The organism is Flavobacterium anhuiense (assembly GCF_001705175.1).
GTDB classification, from domain to species: Bacteria; Bacteroidota; Bacteroidia; order Flavobacteriales; family Flavobacteriaceae; genus Flavobacterium; species Flavobacterium anhuiense.
The window spans coordinates 25,776-46,849 of the sequence record NZ_CP016907.1; the positions used below are offsets into that span (position 1 = coordinate 25,776).

The 21,074-nt window shown below is 33.9% G+C and carries 21 protein-coding genes; 15 read left to right on the forward strand and 6 right to left on the reverse strand.

Going from position 1 to position 21,074, the window contains the following annotated elements:
• Positions 1–10 precede the first annotated feature (10 nt).
• Genes BB050_RS00100 through BB050_RS00115 form a run of 4 tightly spaced genes read left to right on the forward strand, consistent with a single transcriptional unit; the run spans position 11 to position 3,588 of the window.
• Positions 11–868 (forward strand): ThuA domain-containing protein, encoded by an 858-nt coding sequence (locus tag BB050_RS00100; protein WP_066032144.1) that lies wholly within the window; start codon positions 11–13, stop codon positions 866–868.
• Positions 869–870: 2 nt separating this feature from the next.
• Positions 871–1,716 (forward strand): sulfurtransferase, encoded by an 846-nt coding sequence (locus tag BB050_RS00105; RefSeq protein ID WP_066032145.1) that lies wholly within the window; start codon positions 871–873, stop codon positions 1,714–1,716.
• Positions 1,717–1,734: 18 nt separating this feature from the next.
• Positions 1,735–2,976 carry an ATP-binding cassette domain-containing protein gene (locus BB050_RS00110; protein ID WP_008462806.1) on the forward strand — a complete coding sequence of 414 codons (1,242 nt, stop codon included), beginning with the start codon at positions 1,735–1,737 and terminating at the stop codon, positions 2,974–2,976.
• The gene (locus tag BB050_RS00115; protein WP_066032146.1) at positions 2,977–3,588 is read left to right on the forward strand and encodes a 3-keto-alpha-glucoside-1,2-lyase-like domain-containing protein; all 612 of its coding nucleotides are present in this window, start codon (positions 2,977–2,979) and stop codon (positions 3,586–3,588) included.
• A 170-nt stretch (positions 3,589–3,758) separates the two neighbouring features.
• Here the strand turns inward: BB050_RS00115 and BB050_RS00120 are convergent, their stop codons facing one another.
• Complete coding sequence (locus tag BB050_RS00120) at positions 3,759–4,802, reverse strand: RluA family pseudouridine synthase (RefSeq protein WP_066032147.1); 1,044 nt, start codon at positions 4,800–4,802, stop codon at positions 3,759–3,761.
• The gene (locus tag BB050_RS00125; RefSeq protein WP_008462802.1) at positions 4,792–5,412 is read right to left on the reverse strand and encodes a PASTA domain-containing protein; all 621 of its coding nucleotides are present in this window, start codon (positions 5,410–5,412) and stop codon (positions 4,792–4,794) included. Before BB050_RS00125 ends, BB050_RS00120 begins: the two co-directional genes overlap by 11 nt.
• A 460-nt stretch (positions 5,413–5,872) precedes the next feature.
• Between BB050_RS00125 and BB050_RS00130 the strand changes: the two genes are divergently transcribed.
• The 5 genes from BB050_RS00130 to BB050_RS00150 all read left to right on the forward strand — a co-directional run bounded on the left by BB050_RS00130 (position 5,873) and on the right by BB050_RS00150 (position 9,603).
• Positions 5,873–6,844 (forward strand): D-alanine--D-alanine ligase, encoded by a 972-nt coding sequence (locus BB050_RS00130; RefSeq protein ID WP_066032148.1) that lies wholly within the window; start codon positions 5,873–5,875, stop codon positions 6,842–6,844.
• A 97-nt stretch (positions 6,845–6,941) separates the two neighbouring features.
• Entirely contained in the window at positions 6,942–7,595 is a 654-nt protein-coding gene (locus BB050_RS00135) for a zinc ribbon domain-containing protein (protein ID WP_066032149.1), read from the forward strand.
• 44 nt (positions 7,596–7,639) lie between these two features.
• Positions 7,640–8,332 (forward strand): DUF421 domain-containing protein, encoded by a 693-nt coding sequence (locus tag BB050_RS00140; protein WP_066032150.1) that lies wholly within the window; start codon positions 7,640–7,642, stop codon positions 8,330–8,332.
• A 112-nt stretch (positions 8,333–8,444) separates the two neighbouring features.
• Positions 8,445–8,903 (forward strand): pantetheine-phosphate adenylyltransferase, encoded by a 459-nt coding sequence (gene coaD / locus BB050_RS00145; protein WP_008462795.1) that lies wholly within the window; start codon positions 8,445–8,447, stop codon positions 8,901–8,903.
• A 121-nt stretch (positions 8,904–9,024) separates the two neighbouring features.
• Positions 9,025–9,603 (forward strand): PhnA domain-containing protein, encoded by a 579-nt coding sequence (locus tag BB050_RS00150; RefSeq protein ID WP_066032151.1) that lies wholly within the window; start codon positions 9,025–9,027, stop codon positions 9,601–9,603.
• A gap of 210 nt (positions 9,604–9,813) precedes the next feature.
• Here the strand turns inward: BB050_RS00150 and BB050_RS00155 are convergent, their stop codons facing one another.
• Positions 9,814–10,260 (reverse strand): hypothetical protein, encoded by a 447-nt coding sequence (locus BB050_RS00155; protein WP_008462792.1) that lies wholly within the window; start codon positions 10,258–10,260, stop codon positions 9,814–9,816.
• Positions 10,261–10,483: 223 nt separating this feature from the next.
• The gene (locus tag BB050_RS00160; RefSeq protein ID WP_066032152.1) at positions 10,484–11,845 is read right to left on the reverse strand and encodes a DEAD/DEAH box helicase; all 1,362 of its coding nucleotides are present in this window, start codon (positions 11,843–11,845) and stop codon (positions 10,484–10,486) included.
• A 251-nt stretch (positions 11,846–12,096) separates the two neighbouring features.
• Between BB050_RS00160 and BB050_RS00165 the strand changes: the two genes are divergently transcribed.
• Both BB050_RS00165 and BB050_RS00170 read left to right on the forward strand, forming a co-directional pair.
• Positions 12,097–13,824, forward strand: coding sequence for a M14 family metallopeptidase (locus BB050_RS00165; RefSeq protein WP_066032153.1), 1,728 nt, complete (start codon positions 12,097–12,099; stop codon positions 13,822–13,824).
• A 218-nt stretch (positions 13,825–14,042) separates the two neighbouring features.
• A complete protein-coding gene (locus tag BB050_RS00170; protein WP_066032154.1) occupies positions 14,043–15,164 on the forward strand; it encodes a DUF4236 domain-containing protein in 1,122 nt (373 codons plus the stop codon).
• Positions 15,165–15,838: 674 nt separating this feature from the next.
• On the opposite strand, the gene BB050_RS00175 is transcribed toward BB050_RS00170, so the two are convergent.
• A complete protein-coding gene (locus BB050_RS00175) occupies positions 15,839–16,480 on the reverse strand; it encodes an NUDIX hydrolase (protein WP_066032155.1) in 642 nt (213 codons plus the stop codon).
• Between the two features lie 7 nt (positions 16,481–16,487).
• Here BB050_RS00175 and pyrE point away from each other — a divergent pair, with 7 nt between their 5' ends.
• Positions 16,488–17,135 (forward strand): orotate phosphoribosyltransferase, encoded by a 648-nt coding sequence (gene pyrE, locus BB050_RS00180; RefSeq protein ID WP_066032156.1) that lies wholly within the window; start codon positions 16,488–16,490, stop codon positions 17,133–17,135.
• A 208-nt stretch (positions 17,136–17,343) separates the two neighbouring features.
• Positions 17,344–17,736 (forward strand): hypothetical protein, encoded by a 393-nt coding sequence (locus BB050_RS00185; protein ID WP_008462773.1) that lies wholly within the window; start codon positions 17,344–17,346, stop codon positions 17,734–17,736.
• 166 nt (positions 17,737–17,902) lie between these two features.
• Here the strand turns inward: BB050_RS00185 and BB050_RS00190 are convergent, their stop codons facing one another.
• Positions 17,903–18,631: a biotin--[acetyl-CoA-carboxylase] ligase gene (locus BB050_RS00190; protein ID WP_066032157.1), complete on the reverse strand. Its 729-nt coding sequence runs from the start codon at positions 18,629–18,631 to the stop codon at positions 17,903–17,905.
• A 92-nt stretch (positions 18,632–18,723) separates the two neighbouring features.
• Between BB050_RS00190 and rsfS the strand changes: the two genes are divergently transcribed.
• Entirely contained in the window at positions 18,724–19,095 is a 372-nt protein-coding gene (gene rsfS / locus BB050_RS00195; RefSeq protein WP_008462770.1) for a ribosome silencing factor, read from the forward strand.
• Between the two features lie 15 nt (positions 19,096–19,110).
• On the forward strand, positions 19,111–21,036 hold the full coding sequence (gene ftsH / locus BB050_RS00200; protein ID WP_008462768.1) for an ATP-dependent zinc metalloprotease FtsH: 1,926 nt from the start codon (positions 19,111–19,113) through the stop codon (positions 21,034–21,036).
• Positions 21,037–21,074: the final 38 nt, after the last annotated feature.

Here is a 21,074-nt window from a genome sequence, read left to right on the forward strand (position 1 = left end):
TCCAACATTCATGACTATTTTAAACCAAAACCACCAAACCTTTTTTAAAAGAAGCATTTTAGTTTTTCTTTTAACGTTTTCTCTGTTTGGCTTTTCGCAAAAGAAAAAAGAGAATCCAAAATTTAAAGTCATTGCTTTTTATACTGCAAAAAATGATCAGGCGCATATCAGTTTTGTGCATGAAGCCAATAAATACTTTCCAAAATTAGCAGAAGAGAACCATTTTGAATATGATTCTACCAGCAATTGGGACAATTTAAACGCTAAGTTTTTGGCAAAATATCAGATTGTTTTATTTCTAGACACACGTCCTGAAAAAAAAGAACAACGCGAAGCTTTCCAGAAATACATGGAAAATGGTGGCGGTTTTATCGGATTTCACTTTTCGGCATTTGCATTAAACAATTCAAGCTATAATCAAGATTGGAATTGGTATCACAATACTTTTTTAGGTTCTGGCGAATATGGAAGCAATACTTGGAGACCAACTTCGGCAGTTTTGAGAGTAGAAAATCAGCATCCTGTGACCAAAAATCTACCTAAAACTTTCTCTTCTGCTCCAAACGAATGGTACAGATGGTCTAACGATTTAACCAAAAATCCGGACATCGAGATTTTATTAGCGATAGATGAATCGAGTTTCCCTTTAGGAACTGGTCCAAAAGCGCATGAAATTTGGCACAGCGGTTATTATCCTGTCGTTTGGACCAATAAAAAATACAAAATGCTATACGTAAACATGGGACATAATGATATCGATTATGAAGGCGGAACAAACAAAACCTTATCGTATACTTTTGAAAACAAAACACAAAGTCAATTAATTTTGAATGCTTTGCTTTGGCTTGGCAATTCTAAGAAAAAATAAAAATGTCTACTACTCTTTCTCCATTAATTACAGCTGAAGAATTAATTGCCAATCCTAAAATCATTCTGATTGATGCTCGAACTGGCGCAAACACTTTTGAAACTTATCAAAAAGAACATTTAAAAGGTGCACGTTTTGTCGATTTAAATCGTGATTTGGCTGCAGTTCCTGAAAATCCAGCAAATGGCGGAAGACATCCGCTGCCATCTTCACAAGATTTTGCGAAAACTCTTTCTTCATTAGGAATTTCACCTTCAGATCATGTTGTTGTTTATGATGATAAAAACGGATCTAATTTCGCAGCTCGATTCTGGTGGATGATACGTGCGATTGGGCATGAAAAAATTCAGGTTTTAAACGGCGGTTATCCAGCAGCAATTCAAGCAGGATTTCCGACTAATTCTGGAATTGAGACTTTTGAAAAAACAACATATCCTTCGCAGGAATGGAAATTGCCTTTAGCCGATATTGAAGAAGTCGAAAAAGCCCGAAAAAACGATCAAAACATTGTAATTGATGTTCGTGATAAAAACAGATTTGACGGTCTGGTAGAACCATTGGATTTAATTGCAGGACATATTCCTGGAGCCGTTAATGTTCCGCTAACGGAAAATCTTGATGAAAACGGATTCTTTAAACCAGCTAATGAATTGGCTGAAAAGTATAAAGCTGTTTTGAAAGATATAAAACCAGAATACACAATCGTTCACTGCGGCTCTGGAGTTACAGCATGCCATACGTTATTGGCGATGGATTACGCTGGACTTCCAATTCCGAAATTATACGCAGGTTCTTGGAGCGAATGGTCTAGAAATGACCGCGAAATGGCTTTAAAAGAAAACAAATAATACTTTACAAAAAATATAATGCAACACTGGGATATACTTTTATCAAATCAGGTAAATAAAAAAAAATTAATCGAAAATATATTAAATGGCGAAGCAACTGGAGAATTAGCCATTTTTAATAATCAAAAAGGAATATTGTTTTCTGATATTGCGATCGAAAAATTCATCGAAAAAGAATTTCAATATGACAGCGTTGAAGCTTCTCCAGATTCTCACAGACAGCTTCGAACTTTTTCCTCTGGCGAACGTAAAAAAGAGTTTTTAAAATACTGCATCAATCAAAAACCAGATTACATTATTTTTGATAATCCTTTTGATCATTTAGACCAAGCTTCACGAGTAGTTTTAGCCGATTCCTTAAAAGATTTGACGAATGATATTGCGATTATTCAGCTTTTAAACCGTACTGTTGATGTTCTTGAATTTGTGCCCAATAAAGCTCAAATAAAAGACAATACATTCGAATTGCATCCATTTAAAAAAGCCGAAAATCATTTCAAAACATTAAATACAACAGCAATTCCAAAAGCAACAGAAACTCACATTTTTCCCGAAAATGAATTAATCAGATTGGAAAATGTTTCGGTAAGTTATGAAGAAAGAAAAATCCTGAACAACATTTCTTGGACCATCAAACAAGGAGAATTCTGGCAGTTAGTCGGTCCAAATGGATCTGGAAAAAGTACCATTTTATCTTTGATTACAGGAGACAATCCGAAAGGTTTTGGGCAGAATTTATTCTTATTTGGAAGAAAAAAAGGAACTGGAGAAAGTGTTTGGGATATTAAAAAACAAATCGGAATTTACGCCACTTCTATGATGGATTTATTTCAAAAAGGGCACACATTGGAGCAAATGATTCTCTCAGGATTTTTTGACCAAATCGGATTGTATACAGAGCCCACAACACATCAAAAAAACATCGTGACGCAATGGCTTGAAGTGATCGAAATGACACACTTGAGAAAAAAGCGTTTTATAGACCTTTCTATCGGGCAGCAGCGCGTTGCATTAATTGTTCGCGCCGTTTTAAAACATCCGCCTTTATTGATTTTAGATGAACCTGTAGAAGGTTTAGATGACGAAAATGTAGATTTGGTAATTCAACTTATCAACACCATAAAACAAGAAACCAACGTTTCTATACTATATGTTTCTCACCGAATCGAACAAGGCCTTGCTCCTACTTCTGTTTTCGAACTTTTGCCTTCAGAAACAGGTTCAATCGGAAAAATAAAATATCATTCAGAATTAAATTAAATGAAAACAAAATTTGCAGTATTTCTCCTTTTACAATTCATCTTGATTTCGTGTTCTAGCACAATTTCAACAGTAAAAAAAGAATATACTTTAAACAATTCAAAAGAGCTAAAAATAGATTGGACAATTAATTCTAAAGAATGGATTCTAAAAAATGATACTCTTACAGGAAAGGGTTCTCTTTCACCATGGGGCGTTTTAGTTTCAAAAAAACAGCTTCCAGAGAATTATGAAATCGATTTGAAAGTCAATATGACCAACGAATCTTTATTTGAAATTATGCTCAATTTAGATAAAGGAAAATACATTAGAACCTATTTGTATCAAATTGATCAAAATATTGTAATTGGTGACGGAGTCTACGATAAGAAAGACGATTCGTATGGCAAACGAGGCGGAAAAACCTTATTTAGAAAGCCAATGCCATTAGCAAACAATAAATGGTATGCTGTAAAAATTAAAGTCATGAACAACCAATTATCATTTTCTGTCGACGGTAAAACGAGTTTAGAATGTTCTTTAGAAAAAAGCAATCTAAACCAAAAAGGAAAATTAGGCTTTATAACCAACGGAGAAGTCAAAATAACTGATTTAAACATTAGAACACTTTAAAGCATAAGTTTAACCATTAAGATATTAAGTTAATTAAGTGCTGCGCTTAATTTTCTTTGCTAAGAAAACATTAAGTTATTAGGCATATCTTAATTAACTTAATAGCTTAATGGTAAAAAAGAAAAAGCTCCATCAGGAGCTTTTTTTTAATATATTCTATGTTAAAGAATTTAATTCTCTTCTTCAGTATTATGCGACTTCACATAATTACGCCATTTCTCGATACAATCCTGAAAATCCTGAGGCAGTTCTGTATCAAAACGCATTAATTCTCCCGTATTCGGATGAACAAATCCAAGCGTTTTAGCATGCAACGCCTGACGTGGTAAGGCTTTAAAACAATTCTCGATAAACTGTTTGTATTTTGTAAAAGTCGTTCCTTTCAAAATCAAATGACCGCCGTAACGCTCGTCATTAAACAACGGATGACCAATATGCTTCATATGCGCACGAATCTGGTGCGTTCTTCCTGTTTCCAATTTACAAGAAATAAGAGTTACATAACCAAAACGTTCCAAAACTTTATAATGCGTAATAGCAGGTTTCCCAATTTCTGGATCATCAAAAACCGCCATTTGCATACGGTCTTTCAAATGTCTCGCTAAGTTTCCTTCAATTGTACCGCTATCTGCCACAACATTTCCCCAAACTAGAGCAATATACTCGCGTTCGGTAGTTTTAGCTTCAAATTGCTTTGCTAAATGCGTCATAGCAGCTTCTGTTTTTGCCACAACCAAAAGACCAGAAGTATCTTTATCGATTCGGTGAACCAAACCTGGGCGTTCGCTGCTGTTCATTGGCAGATTTTCAAAATGAAATGCCAAAGCGTTCACCAAAGTTCCAGTATAATTTCCGTGACCTGGGTGTACAACCAATCCCGGTGGTTTATTGATCAGCAATAACGCATCATCCTCATAAACAATATCCAACGGAATATCTTCTGGATCTACCCTATTTTCAAACGGAGGATGTGACAACATTACCGTTATCACATCAAAAGGTTTTACTTTGTAATTTGATTTTACCGGAATATCATTCACAAAAATATTACCGTTAGTTGCCGCATTCTGAATTTTATTTCGTGTGGCATTCGGAATCAAATACATTAAATATTTGTCAATACGTAAAAACGCCTGACCTTTAGGGACTTCAAATCTGTAGTGCTCAAATAATTCGTCTTCCAGATCTAAATTTTCTTCAATATTATTGTTCATCACTTGGGGTTTCTGCAGGCACCGCAGTACTATCTGTTGCCTGACTTTCATCTACATAACTTGCTTTTCCATCTCCTAAAACCAAATCAATTTTAGAAGCTTTAAGCACTCTATCTCCAACTTTTAAGTTTCTTCCTTTTAAACGCATTTCCAAAACCATATCTTTTCCAAGATTCGGAATATACGTGATCGTTCCCGGCTCAAGACCTAACGCTTTTAAGGTTGGCACAGCCTCACGATATGTTTTTTCGATCAAATCTGGAATTTTTACAGAAGAAAAACCAGAAGCATTAATCTTGATATAAATTTTTCTACCCACTTTTACCATGGTTCCAGGAAGCGGATCTTGCTCAACAACACTATATTTTGGGTATTCACTTCTGTAATCAACGCTATCCAATAAAACATAGTCCAAATCCAGTTCATCCAATTTCTCTTCTACTTGTTCCTCAGTCAATTTAGACAAATTCGGCACCGCAATTTCGTGTCCGTGATCTGTTGTAAAAGTTAACCAATGCATAAATAAATAACCAATAACAGCGATTATAGCTGCGGCCGCAAGCAATTGCAAGAAAAAAACTCGGCTTGTTAAATACTGACGTAAACTCATAAATTTATTTTTAATAGCGACAAAGATAAAGTATTTCGTTTCAAAAAAAATGATAATTTTGTTTAAAACAAGAAAGTCCCGAGATTGTCATCCTGAGCGAAGTCGAAGGATAATTTTCTGGAGCTAATCCCGCTTTCGCCTATATCTTTTTGTCTGCAGAAAAAGCAGCCAAAAAGGATACCGGCTCTATCGGGGCTAGGGCACTCGGTTTCATAAAAACGATCTTTAACAGAAATTAGTACAGTTTTATTCTCGAAAGAAGTATAAATATAAAGTTTGTCTTCCTAAGCAAAGCCGAAGGATTTACACAAAGTAAATAGACAATCTTTGTAGAGCTACTTGCGAAGATTTCTCCTCCGTCGAAATGACAATATTGAGGAAAAATCTTTTTAATTAGTGCAATCAGTGGCAAAAAACTTGAAACATTAAACTTGAAACAATTAAAAAATAAAAACATACAATGAAAAACATTGCCATCATCATGGGCGGCTATTCCAGCGAATACAAAATATCTTTAATTAGCGGAAATGTCGTGTATCAATATCTTGACAAAACAAAATACAACGGATTCCGCATTCACATATTCAAAGAAAAATGGGTTTATGTAGACGAAAATGAAGCCGAATTTCCAATTGATAAAAATGATTTTTCAGTTACAGTAAACGGTCAGAAAATCACTTTTGACTGTGTTTTCAACGCTATTCATGGAACTCCAGGAGAAGACGGATTAATGCAGGCGTATTTCGAATTGATCGGAATGCCGCAATCTTCTTGCGATTATTACCAATCGGCTTTAACATTTAACAAAAGAGATTTATTATCTGTTTTAAAACCATACGGAATCAAAACAGCAATTTCTTATTATCTGAATAAAGGAGACGAAATCAATACAGCAGAAATCGTTAAAAAAGTAGGATTGCCATGTTTTGTAAAACCAAACAAAGCAGGTTCTAGTTTCGGAATCTCAAAAGTAAAAACAGAAGCTGAATTGCCAATCGCGATTGAAGTAGCATATAAAGAAGATAACGAAATCATCATTGAAAGTTTCCTTGACGGAACTGAAGTTTCTGTAGGAGTTATCAATTACAAAGGCGAAATTATCGTTTTACCAATTACAGAAATTGTATCAGACAATGATTTCTTTGATTACGAAGCCAAATATGAAGGGAAATCGCAAGAAATTACGCCAGCTAGAATCTCTGACGAATTGACTAAAAAAGTCTCAGAAACTGCGAAACGTGCATACGAAGTTTTAAAAATGAGAGGTTTTTCAAGAAGCGAATTCATTATTGTAAACGGCGAACCACATATGCTTGAAATGAACACCATTCCAGGTTTAACAACAGAAAGTTTGATTCCGCAACAGGCAAAAGCAGCCGGAATTTCTCTAGAAGACTTATTTACAAATGCAATTGAGTTAGCTTTAAAATAAGATGCTAAGATACTAAGGTGCTAAGATTCTAAGATTTTAGTACCTTATTTTTTTTATAAAACAATTTAATTTTTGCTTCTCTGAACCTTAATAAAATATGCTATTTCTAGTCGGAACTCGAGATTCAAATACAAAAAATGGGATAATTTCAAATGAAAAATGTCCCAAATGCAAGATTGAAAACACATTGCATTTTAGTATATACAAAACGTATACTCATATTACAATGATTCCTCTTTTTCCTGTCGGGAAATATGTAAATATACAATGTAGTAACTGTCAAACTTTATTTGATTACGATGATTTATCTTCCAGCGGACAAGAAAAATTACGAAATGAAAAATTAGAAAGTTCAGTTTGGATGTTTTCTGGAAGTATTATAATGCTTTTAGCTATTATTTATGGCATAAACACTTACATTAACAATAATAATGAAACTGCTGTTTTAATAAAAAAACCAGAAGTTGGAGATGTATATAATTTAAAATTTTCTAATGGTTATTATTCGACTATGAAAATAGATAGAATAACAACCGACAGCATTTTTACAACGCATAATGATTTTGATGCTTATCTACCTTATGAAGTTGACGATTTAGATAAAAATGAAAACTATTCAGATCGAAAAGTATCTTATTCAAAAAAAGCAATCCTTGAACTTTATGAAAATAATGAAATAATAAAAATCAGACGAACTAAATATCCATTAGAAGCGGAAGAATTTGAATACAAAATTCCAGTAACAAAATAAAAACTTAGTATCTTAGAATCTTAGCAACTTAGAACCTTAAAAAAATGAAAGAAATCTTTGAATGGAATAGATTATTTTACAACAATCTCCCCGAAATCTTTATTCTGGAAGTGATATTCCGTTCAACGGTAATGTTTACGATTTTACTCCTTACTTTAAAGTTAGCTGGAAAAAGAGGCGTTAAACAATTATCTGTATTTGAAACCGTAATAATTATTGCATTAGGTTCGGCAGCGGGAGATCCAATGTTTTATGAAGATGTCGGAATCATTCCGGCAGCAATGGTATTTTCAGTTATTATAATTTTATATCGATCTGTTACTTGGCTTACTGGAAAAAGCAAAAAATTTGAAGAATTCATAGAAGGAAAAACCGAATGCTTAATCAATGACGGAAAGTTTTCCTTATCAAGTTTTAAAAAAGAAAGTCTGGCACAAGACGAATTTTTCTCTGAACTTCGTGTAAAATCTATTGAGCATTTAGGACAAGTAAAACATGCCTTTATCGAACCAAGCGGAGAAATAAGCGTGTTTTTTTATCCAGACGATGAGGTAAAATACGGACTACCTATTTTGCCATCGCTGTTCAATGAAAAAAATAAAAACATCACAAAAGATGGAATTCACGCTTGCACCTTCTGCGGACACACTCAAAAGCTGACAAAAGGAACTGCAAACTGTGAAATCTGCCATAAAGATGAATGGGTGACAGCAATAAATACAAAAAAAATCACTTAGAATAAATTTTAAAAATTCCAAATAGTAAATTCCAAATTCCAATAAAAGAATTTAAGATTAAGTATAATAACTCAGTAACGTAGCATCTCAGAACCTTAGCACCTTAAATAAAATGCGAAAAGCCATATTCCCAGGATCATTTGACCCAATAACATTAGGACACGAAGACATTATCAAAAGAGGAATTCCTTTATTTGACGAAATTGTAATTGCCATTGGTGTCAATGCCGAAAAAAAATATATGTTTTCATTAGAAGAAAGAAAACGCTTTATAGAAGAAACCTTCAAAGACGAACCAAAAGTTACGGTTATTACGTATGAAGGCTTAACGATTGATTTAGCTAAAAAAGAAAAAGCCAATTTCATTTTAAGAGGCTTACGCAATCCAGCCGATTTCGAATTCGAAAAAGCAATTGCACACACCAACAGAAAACTTTCGAAAATAGAAACTGTTTTCTTGCTGACAGCTGCAAGTACCTCATTTATCAGTTCGAGCATTGTACGCGATGTATTGCGTCATGGAGGCGAATATGAGATGCTGGTTCCAGATGCGGTTAGGGTTAAGAAGTAAAACAATAAACAATAAACAATAAACAATAAACAATAAACAATAAACAATAAACAATAAACCTGAAACTTGCCAGCGAAGCAAATTATAAGTAATTTCGCATTTTTAAAACAAACACCAAACAATGAGTATCGAGAGAGAATTAAGCAAACGAAGCGGATCTAAATGTGAACTTTGCGGTAATGAAGAGAATTTAAAAGTTTATCAAGTCCTTCCTACTAGAAAAGGTGGAATTGATGAAGCAATATTAGCCTGTAACACTTGTATTGACCAAATTGAAAATCCAGACAATGTCAATTTAAATCACTGGAGATGCCTTAACGACAGTATGTGGAACGAAAATATTCCTGTTCAAGTTGTAGCATGGAGAATGCTTAGCCGTATGCGTGCCGCAGGATGGCCACAGGAATTGCTTGACATGATGTATCTAGACGACGAAACGCTAGAATGGGCAAAAGCAACAGGAGAAGGCGAAGATGAAGAAAATAAATTAGTTCACAAAGATAGTAATGGAGTGATTTTACAGCACGGAGATTCGGTTGTTTTAATCAAAGATCTTAAAGTAAAAGGTTCAAGCATGGTTGCTAAACAAGGAACTGCTGTGAGAAACATTCGTTTAGACCACGAAAATGCTGAATATATTGAAGGAAAAGTTGATGGTCAACAAATTGTGATTATTACGCAATACGTTAAGAAGATATAGTTCTTTTTTAGGCAACAAAGGTTCAAAGGGACAAAGATTTCTATTTGAAATCAAAACCTTTTGAACCTTTGTTGCTCTTAACCTTTTAAAAAATCTAAAAACAAAAAAGCTGTTCTAATCGAACAGCTTTTTTTTTATCATATTTATTGAAAGAGACAAGTAAAAAAACTTTGTCCCTTTGTTACTTTGTTTCTTTGAACCTCAAAGAAATTATTTTTGGAATAATTTATTGATTTGGTCTTTTACGAAAGGCTCAGAAACGTTGTTTGTATCAGCATCTCTTTCTTTGCTAGAAACCATAAATTGTACAGTTGCTTTGTCTGGAACCACATTTCCTGTGTAGTGCAACCAAATGTAGTTATTTGGCAATTCTAATTTGATGTCATACAAAGGCGTTGCAGTAAATCCTCCAACAATAATGTTATAAAGATTGTTGTAGGCATTATCGATGTTTTTGAATGAAAACTTTCTTAAGTTAGAAGAATCCTCATCGTTTTGGATAATAGTGTAATACACCGTGTACTCATCTCCAATTTTTTGGATGTAATTGTTATTTACTTTTCCTAATTTCTCAACAGGAACTGTCTCTAGGACTTTAACTTGACCAAAAGATACAAAGCTAACGAACAGAATAGCAAGGGTAATAATGTTTTTCATACTGAATTTGGGGTTTACAATTTTACTGTAGCAAAAAAACATAGAATTATTGAAAAAACACCTATCAAATCATTATTTTTTTAACATAAAATTGTAAAACTTAATTACACAATTCTAAACTATTGAAATACAATAAAATAAATATTAAAAAATTCAAACAGTAATTTCCAATTTCTTAATATCTGCATCTTGCTTCTTGCATCTTTTACCTAACTATCCAAAATCAATGCTTTCCTCTCTTCTCATCTTCTACTTTCTTGATGACATTGCGGGCAACTTCGATTTTAAACTTCTTGCCTTTCATTTTTTCATCTTTGATATTTTTTAAAAGGTCTTTGACTTTATTGTATTTTACCGCCGCAAACGAAACAAAATCTTTTACTTCGATCAAGCCTAAATCGTCTTTTTCCAGTTTTCCTTTTTGCGAAAAGAATCCAACAATATCAAATTTGTTCAGTTTTGTTTTCTTTCCGCCACTAATGTAAATAGTTTGAAATTGAGGCGGTTTTGGAAGCGAAACTTTTCCTTCCACATCAAAAACCTCCATTTCATAGTCTAAGTAGTCTAATTGTTTTTCACTTTCGTGAATAATTACATACGCCGTTCCTGTTGCCTTCATACGCGCTGTACGGCCATTACGATGGGTAAACTCATCTTCTTTTAACGGAAGATGATAATGAATAACGTGTTTCATTTCAGAAATATCCAAACCTCTCGCAGCCAAATCTGTCGTAACCAAATACGTCACACTTCCGTTTCTAAACTGAATTAAAGCCCTCTCCCGCTCTTCCTGATCCATTCCCCCATGATAATACACCGAATAGATTCCTTTTTCGTTTAAGGTATCGCTAATACGTTCTGCAGCATCACGATGGTTACAGAAAATAATAGCCGATTCTGATTGCAGTGAGCAAATCAAATTGAATAAACTCTGCAGTTTATCTTTGGCTGGCGAAATCACCATTTTCATAGAAAGATTCGCCTTTTCTTCTTCCTCTGGAATAAAATCCAAAACCGTCGGATTTACAACACGTGTATATTTCGGAATCTCAATATCTGAAGTTGCCGAAACCAAAACTCTTTTATTCACTTTCGGTAATCTTCCAATAATAAAAGACATCTGTTCGTGAAACCCTAATTGAAGCGATTTATCAAACTCATCTAAAATTAGAGTCTGAATTTTATCTGTTCTAAAAGTTTCTCTGTCAATATGATCGGCAATTCTTCCAGGTGTTCCAATTAAAACCGCTGGCGGATTGCTCAAGTTTTTTATTTCCGTTTCAATCGAATGTCCGCCGTAACAAATATTTACTTTGTACTGCGTTCCCATTTTCTTCCAAACCTGTTCGATCTGAAGCCCTAATTCGCGTGACGGAACCAAAATCAAACATTGAACCGATAAGATTTCTGGCTGCAATAATTCTAAAATTGGAAGTAAAAACGCTAATGTTTTTCCAGATCCTGTTGGAGAAAGCAATAAGACATTATTATCGTTCAGAATAACGTCATGAGCAGTTTCCTGCATTTCGTTGAGATTCTGAATCCCTAAATTCGAAAGTATATCGTCGGAATGGTGTTTTTTCATGCTGCAAAAGTAGTTAAAAGGTTTCAAGTTTCAGGTTTTCTTTGTTTCAAGTTGTTTAACCGCACAGATTTTATCTCTCGCAGATTTAGCAGATTTAGCGAATTTTTATTTAATATTTAAATTTAATCTGTTTGATCTGCCAAATCTGCGAGAGATAAATAACCACAAAGTATATCAAACTTGAAACCTGAAGCTTAAAACTTTAAAACAAATAAAAAACCTATATTTGATTCTTAGTTAAAACCAAAACCATGAAACTTTTTACATTTCTCTTTTCACTTCTTACACTAACCATTTCTGCACAAAACAATAAAAAATACGATACGTTTTTTGAAAAAGGAAACGGAAACCAATCGGCTTCGTATCAGGAAACTATCGCTTATTGGAAAATGCTTGCAAACGATTTTCCAACCATTCAAATGAAAGAAATGGGATTGACCGATTCCGGCGAACCTTTACACATGATTACTTTCAATCCTGACAAGGAATTTGATTTCGATAAAATCCAGAAAACTAAAGCCGTTTTGTTTGTAAATAACGGAATCCATGCGGGAGAACCTGACGGAATCGACGCCACAATGCAATTCTACAGAGATTTAGCTACAGGAAAATTGAAAGCGCCAAAAAATACCGTTTTGGTTACGATTCCAGTTTATAATATTGGAGGAGCTTTAAATAGAAATTCGACAACGCGCGCGAATCAAGACGGACCAGAAGTTTATGGTTTTAGAGGAAATGCGAGAAATTACGATTTGAATCGTGATTTAATGAAATCGGATACCAAAAACACTAAAAGTTTCGTGGAGATTTTCCAGAAAATAAATGCCGATGTTTTTATTGACAATCACGTAAGCAACGGTTCTGATTATCAATACAAACTGACGTACATCATGACACAGCACAACAAATTGGGAACAATTTTGGGCGATTTTATGAATAACGAAATGATGCCAGCTTTGGTAAAAGATCTTCAGAAAAAGAAAATCGAAACCACGCCTTATGTCGATTCGTTTAAAGATACGCCAGACAAAGGCTTCGGGCAATTTGTAGATAGTCCGCGATATACAACGGGTTATACTTCGCTGTTTAATACGATTGGTTTTGTGGTCGAAACGCACATGCTGAAAAAATATGCCGAACGCGTAAAAATGACCTACGAATACATGAAATCGACTTTGGATTTTACTGATGCCAATTATCAAAAAATAAAAGATTTACGAGTAAAAAATTTAGAGCAATATCAGCCTAAAAAATCATACACTTTAAAATGGGAATTGGACAGCACAAAAGCAACCACTTTTTCGTTTTTAGGATATGAAGCAGGTTACAAAAAAAGTGACGCTACAACCGGAAATCGTTTGTATTATGACCGAAACAAACCGTACAAAAAAGACGTTCCGTACATCAAAGAATTTAAATCGGTTAAAGAAGTTGTGATTCCAACGGCTTATATTGTTCCGAGAGGATATTGGAACATTATTGACCTGCTGAAAAACAATAATATCTCGTTTAAGCAAATTAAAAACGATACGATTATAGAAGTTGAGAGCTATAGAATTGCCGATTTTAAAACCGTTCCATCAGCTTACGAAGGGCATTATTTACACAGAAATACAACCGTAACTTCTAAAATCATTAAAATGGCTTTTGCTAAAGGAGATTACATCGTGCCAACGAATCAAAAAGGCGTAAAATATCTTCTTGAAGCTTTTGAACCAGAAGGCGTTGATTCGTTCTTTAACTGGAATTTCTTCGATCCAATTTTACAGCAAAAAGAACATTACTCAGAATATATTTTTGAAGATACTGCCTCGCAGCTTTTAAAAGATAATTCAACTCTAAAAGCAGAATTGGAAACCAAAAAACAAAACGACCGCGAATTTGCAAAAAGCGCCGAAGCTCAATTAGATTGGATTTACAAACATTCTGTTTATTATGAAAAAGCACATATGCAGTATCCTGTTTATCGTGTGCGTTAATTTTTTTTAACGCAAAGTACGCTAAGATTTTTTTTTGATTGGGTTGAGAAAACGAACGCTAAGAGCGCAAAGCTGTACATTTAGAACTTTGTCAAAGTTTGAAACTTTGACAAAGTTAACAGGTAATTTAAGCTATTATTTAGATTATGGATTTCCGTAATTCCTCTAACCTAAATGTTTATATTTTTGAATATTCATTAATTAAAAAGTATAAAATTATGGCTTGGAGTTTTCGCAAACGTATTAAAATTATTCCAGGAGTTCATCTTAATGTTAGTAAAAGCGGTATTTCTACCTCAATAGGTGTCAGAGGAGCAAGCATGACTTTTGGAAGCTCAGGAAGCTATTTAAACACCAGTATTCCTGCATCAGGAATTAGTAGTAGAAAGAGACTGTCTTCTTCAAATTCCAATTCTAATCCTGAAATTTATAATGAAACATTAGAACTCTCCGATAACATTTTTAGTTCTGATATTCATGAAATTACAAGTCAGGATATGCAAGGAATCAAAGAAGCAATTATTTTGGCTAATCAGCAAAGAAGAGACTTAAAAAAAGATTTACTAAAAATCCAAACTTCATTGAATACTTCAAAATTAAAGCTTGGTTTAAGTTACTTTTTAATTTATGGTTTAGTTAAAAAAAATATTCCTGAAAGTATAAAAACAGATATTGAAACAAAAAAAGAAGCTTTAAAACAAACAAAAGAACAAATAGGAAATAGCTTTGTTAAACTTGATATCGAATTTGATCCAGAAATTATGGAACAATACAAAGTACTTGTAGAAGCATTTACAAAACTCATAACTTCCCAAAAAATTTGGGATGTTACAAGTGCACACTATCAAGATAGAGTTGCTGCAAGATCATCTGCCAGTACATTAGTAAAAAAAAGAGATGTTAGATTTGCATTAAAATCACTCCCAGATATAAAATCAGATTTTAATGCACTGTATTTTCAGAATGCAAATGGTGCAGATTTATATTTTTATCCAAGTTTTATAGTTATGTATTCAAACAATACAAATTTTGCATTAATAGGGATTGATGAAATAGTTTTTAGTCAAAGCTATGTAAGGTTTACAGAAACTGGTTTGATTCCTAAAGATTCTAAAGTAATTGATCGAACTTGGGCGAAAGTAAATAAAAATGGAACACCTGATAAAAGATTTAAAGGTAATTATCAAATTCCTGTTGTTCGTTATGGAGAAATTAAGTTGAGAACAAACACTGGATTAAATGAAGAATACGAATTTAGTAATTATGAATTTACAGAGGAGTTTGGCAGAGCTTTTAGAGATTACCAGTCAACAATAAAATCTTTAAAATATCTTAATTAAAATTGCTCTTCTATCTAGCGCGAGCTCCCGCTTGTGAACACAATCTAAATCAATACGTAAAAAGGCACGAGCGGGACGCTCGCGCCAGCAAAACTTGAAACTCGAAACTTTAGACCTCAAACAACCAGATAGCGCGGATTTGCAATCCTTGTCTGCACAGAGAAGAAATACCAAATACAAAATTAAACATACTCTGTGGGCACGGATCTTACAACTTTTAAATTTATTGAGATGTTCAGTTTATTTCTCTTTTCCAAAAAAACATTAATAAATTAAAAAGCAAAGAAAAAGAACTTACAAACATAAAAATTACGGGATTCCGTAGCGAAATATAAAATTTTAGTCTTTACTTTATAATTATTTTTTTAGAACGAAAAACAAAAATTTAGATATTATGGATGTAATTGTAAAAGATTATAGCTATAGCTTGATGGCATGGCAAATTATTTGTATACTTTTTTGGATATCAATACTTTATTTACTGTACAAAATTTATAAAAAGGTCAAATAAATTATCCGATTTTTAAAAACCAGAAGAAAATTTGGCGAAAGCCCGACAGCAATAAAAAAAAGACCCAATGAACGCAAAGTTGATTGGGTCTTTTCTTTTATTGGTGGCACGTCCAAATAACTAAGTTTCAATTTTTAAATTCCAAATTCCAATTAAATACTGATTAACTGTTGGAATTTGGAATTTTTTCTATTGATTTTTTTTCCGTGGGAATTTTTTCTTCTTCAAACAATAATTTGATGTTTTCGTATGAGTTTTTAAGTGCTTCCTTGATTTGTTCTGGGTTTAACCACGCTACTTTTTCTATTCCTTCTTCTAATTGTCCGTGTGGCGTTCCTTCAAAATCGGAAAACATTTCGAACCAATGCGTGATTTTAAGTTTGTATTTTCCGTTGCGTTTAAAGATATGATAGGTTTTTTGAAGTTTATTCGTAATACGAAGCTGGTTTACTCCTGTCTCCTCCTCTACCTCACGCATAGCCGTCGCTTCAATGTCTTCCCCTTTCTCGATGCCGCCTTTTGGCAAATCCCATTTTCCGTTTCTAAAGATAAACAAGACTTCGCCTTTCTTGTTGTAGACAAAGCCACCGCCCGCTTTATTTACCGGAATTTTGGCTTTTAGGGTTTTCATCATCTCACTTTCGTCGGGATGATATAGAATGGCTTTTTGAATTTTATTTTGAAAAATTTTTATAATAAGCTGTTCGATATCAATACTCTCCAACAAGAACAATTGGAAATCTGTTTCTTTCGAGATTTCATTTGTCAAAAAAAGTGGTTTGTCGTTTACAAAAACTTTATACATTTGTACTATGATTTTTAATAAAGATACTGCCGAAAAAACAGCCGAATTGCTTTTGCAAATAAATGCAATTAAATTGAATCCCGAAAATCCTTTTACATGGGCTTCTGGTTGGAAATCTCCTATTTACTGTGATAATAGGTTAATTCTTTCATTTCCGAGCATCAGAAATTATGTTCGTGATGAGTTTGCTAAAAACATCGAAAAACAATTTGGAAAGCCTGATGTGATTGCTGGTGTTGCTACTGGAGCCATTGGAGTTGGAATTTTGGTTGCCGAAAGTTTGGGCCTTCCGTTCGTATATGTGCGTCCAGAGCCTAAAAAACACGGAAGACAAAACCAAGTGGAAGGTTTTTTACAAAAAGGACAAAATGTTGTGGTTGTAGAAGATTTAATCAGTACTGGAAAAAGCAGTTTACTAGCTGTTGAAGCTTTAAGAAACGAAGGTGCTAATGTTAAAGGTATGGCGGCTGTGTTTACTTATGGTTTTGGCGTTGCCGAAGAAAACTTCAAAGAGGCTAATGTTGATTTATTCACATTGAGCAACTACGAAAACCTATTAGATCTAGCAGTTCAAAAACAATATATTACAGAAGATCAGCAATCGACTCTTCAAGAATGGAGCGTAAGCCCATCAACTTGGGGACAAGAAAGCTAATTTTAGATTTCTGATTGCAGATTTTAGATTTTAGATTTCTGTTCTGTACGATCAAGATTTTTGGAATTTGTCCCGATAGCTATCGGGATTAAAAATTGAAATTTTATTTAACGTTTCAGCTTTGCGAACTTAAATAAAGTCAAGCATCATAAAAAAAACCTTGCGTCCTTTGCGGTAAAAAAACAAAAACAAAAAAACAAAAAACAATATGAACTTAGAAAGTCCAAAAGTTACTGTTCAGAAATCGGCTCAGGATCTATTTGATCAACTGACTGATGTAAAGAATTTCGAAAAATTAATGCCAGACAATATCGCTAAATTTGAAGTGACTGGCGAAGACGCTTTTATTTTTGGATTGAAAGGGATGCCGGAAATCAAATTAAAAATGAAAGATAAAGTAGCTCCAAACAAAATTGTTTTGGGTGCTGCAAGCGATAAACTTCCGTTTACACTAACTTCAAACATTGACACTGTTTCTGATTCAGAAAGTGCGGTTCAATTGTTCTTTGAAGGAGAATTCAATGCTATGATGGCAATGATGGTTAAAGGCCCAATCAGTAAGTTTATTGAAACTTTAGCAAACAATATGCACAAGCTTTAATAATGGTGAATTATTAATTGTGAATTACAAATGAAAGCCTGATTTAATGAAATCGGGCTTTTTTTTGAATGCGACGAAGACGCCAAGGCACGAAGTTTTTTTGTTTCTAAAATAATATACTAGACGAAAAACTTTATCACTTTGCCTCTCCGTTACTTTGCAACTCTCAATAAAGCATTTTAACCTCTTTAATCTCAAACTCCGCAACAGAATCATCTTCTAGCAAAACCTGCAATTTTCCTATTGGAGAAACGCCCTGAATGATTCCCATAAAGTCTTGGTTATTATTATCTCTAAATGCAGTTGGAATTCCCTTTTTAAATAAAAATTTAAAATAATCATCCCAAAAAGTCTGCGATGAGGTATTCCACAAGTGGATTTTCTCTTTTAGTTTTTCGACGATTAAAACTGCCAATTCTTCTTTATCAAAAGATTTACCAGCAATTACTGCCATAGAAGAAGCGGTTGGCAATTCAGCAAAATCGGTTTGATTGACATTGATTCCAATTCCTGCAACTGACACGATTCTGCCATCGCTTTTTAGGGTATTTTCGATTAATATGCCAACTAGTTTCTTATTGTATGACAGAATGTCGTTTGGCCATTTAATACAAATATCAGGAATATTTAATGTTTTTAAAACCTCTGCAACCGATAAAGAGACAACTAGACTTAAATTGAAAACTTCGTCGTTATTAAAGAGAAAATCTTTAATCAAAACGCTCATAGTTAAGTTTTTACCAGCTTGAGTCTTCCATACGCCACCTACTTGCCCCTTTCCTTTTGTCTGATTTTCAGCTGTTACCGTTGTAAAATTCTCTAGTTCATCTTGACTTGCCAAAGCCTTTAGAAAGTCATTTGTAGAATCTATGGCATCGAGTTTGATTAGTTTCATTAAATAATTTAAATATCTTAATTTAATATTTTGTTAAGGTTCAAAAATAATCACAAAATTTGGTAACTTTACAAATTCATATAAAATAATTCATGGCGAAAAAGACTATTAATAATGATGTTCTACTGGCGAACATAATCAAAGGGATTGAGGAAGTAAAAGGAAATGATATCGATATTCTTGACTTAAGAGAGATAGATACTGCTGTATGCGACTATTTTGTTATTTGCAACGGTAGCTCAAACACCCAAGTAAACGCCATCGTAAACTCAATTCAAAAAACAGTATCAAAAGACTTAAAAGATAAACCTTGGCACGTAGAAGGAACAGATAACGCAGAATGGGTTTTGATGGATTATGTACACATTGTAGTACACGTTTTCCAGAAACATATTCGCGAATATTATAACATCGAGAGCCTTTGGGGCGATGCCAAAATAACTTCAATCGAGAACAAATACTAAAGAAACTTTCATTAAATGGCTAAAGATAATAATCCAAATCCGAATAAATTTAAAATAAGTCCTTGGTTAATATACACCGCAATACTTTTAGTTTTTTTATTCATAAGTTTTGCCACAGGAGGATCAAGCTTAAGCGAACCTGCTCAATTAACTTCTTCTAAATTCAACACGCTTTTAGAAAAAGGCCAGATTGAAAAAGTGATTGTTTACAATAAAGCAGAAGCTGAGGTATATTTGAATGCTGCGGCTCTTAAAGACCCAGCAAACAAAAAAGTTGCTGAAGATATTTTCAAACAGCCAAACAAAGGGCCACATTACACTTTGGAAATTGGTAATGATCAAATCTTTCAGACTAAACTGGAAAAAGCAGTTAGCGAAGGAAAGCTGAAAGATTTCAACTTTCTTCAAAAAAATAACTGGAGCGATATTTTAATCAGCTTACTTCCTATCATCATCATTGTTGGTGTATGGATTTTCATTATGCGTAAAATGTCTGGCGGAGGCGCTGGAGGCGGTGGACAGATTTTCAATATCGGAAAATCTAAAGCGAAACTGTTTGATGAAAAAACAGACATTAAAACTACATTTAAAGATGTTGCTGGTTTAGAAGGCGCTAAAGAAGAAATTCAGGAAATTGTTGAATTCCTTAAAAACCCTGAAAAATATACAAATCTTGGAGGTAAAATTCCGAAAGGAGCTTTATTGGTAGGACCTCCGGGAACTGGTAAAACTTTATTGGCAAAAGCTGTTGCTGGTGAAGCACAAGTGCCTTTCTTCTCGCTATCAGGTTCTGACTTCGTAGAAATGTTTGTGGGAGTTGGTGCTTCACGTGTACGTGACTTATTCAAACAAGCTAAAGAAAAATCTCCTGCTATCATCTTCATCGACGAAATCGATGCTGTTGGTAGAGCAAGAGGAAAAAGCAATATGTCTGGTGGAAACGACGAAAGAGAAAACACTTTAAACCAATTATTGACAGAAATGGATGGTTTTGGAACAAACTCTAACGTAATCGTTTTGGCCGCAACCAACAGAGCTGATGTTCTTGATAAAGCTTTAATGCGTGCTGGACGTTTTGACAGACAAATTTTTGTTGATTTACCAGACATTCGCGAAAGAGCTGAAATCTTTAAAGTACACTTAGCTCCTATCAAAAAAGTTGAAGGTCTTGATTTAGATTTCTTAGCAAAACAAACTCCAGGTTTCTCAGGTGCTGATATTGCCAATGTTTGTAACGAAGCCGCTCTTATTGCTGCCCGTAATAACAAAGCTGCTGTTGACAGACAAGATTTCCTTGACGCTGTTGATAGAATCATTGGCGGTCTTGAAAAGAAAAACAAAATCATTACTCCAGAAGAGAAAAGAGCAATTGCAATTCACGAAGCTGGTCACGCTACTGTAAGCTGGATGCTAGAACACGCTGCACCTCTTATTAAAGTAACTATTGTTCCTCGTGGACAAAGTTTAGGTGCTGCTTGGTACTTGCCAGAAGAAAGACAAATCGTGAGAACAGATCAAATGTTGGACGAAATGTGTGCTACAATGGGTGGTAGAGCCGCTGAAAAAGTAACTTTCGACAGAATTTCGACTGGTGCATTAAGCGACTTAGAAAAAGTAACGCGTCAGGCTCGTGCAATGGTAACTATCTACGGATTGAACGATAAAATTGGAAACGTGACGTATTACGATTCAACTGGACAAAGCGAATATAATTTCTCTAAACCATATTCTGACGAAACAGCAAAAATTATTGACAAAGAAATTTCAGATTTAATCGAAGGTCAATACCAAAGAGCAATTCAGATTCTAGAGGAAAACAAAGATAAGTTAAATCAACTTGCTGATATTCTGATTGAAAAAGAGGTAATCTTTAAAGATGACTTAGAAAACATCTTCGGAAAACGTACTTTCGACAAAAATTTAGAAGAGGTAGTTTCATAACGAATTAGCAAATACATAATAATATTTTTCAAAATCTT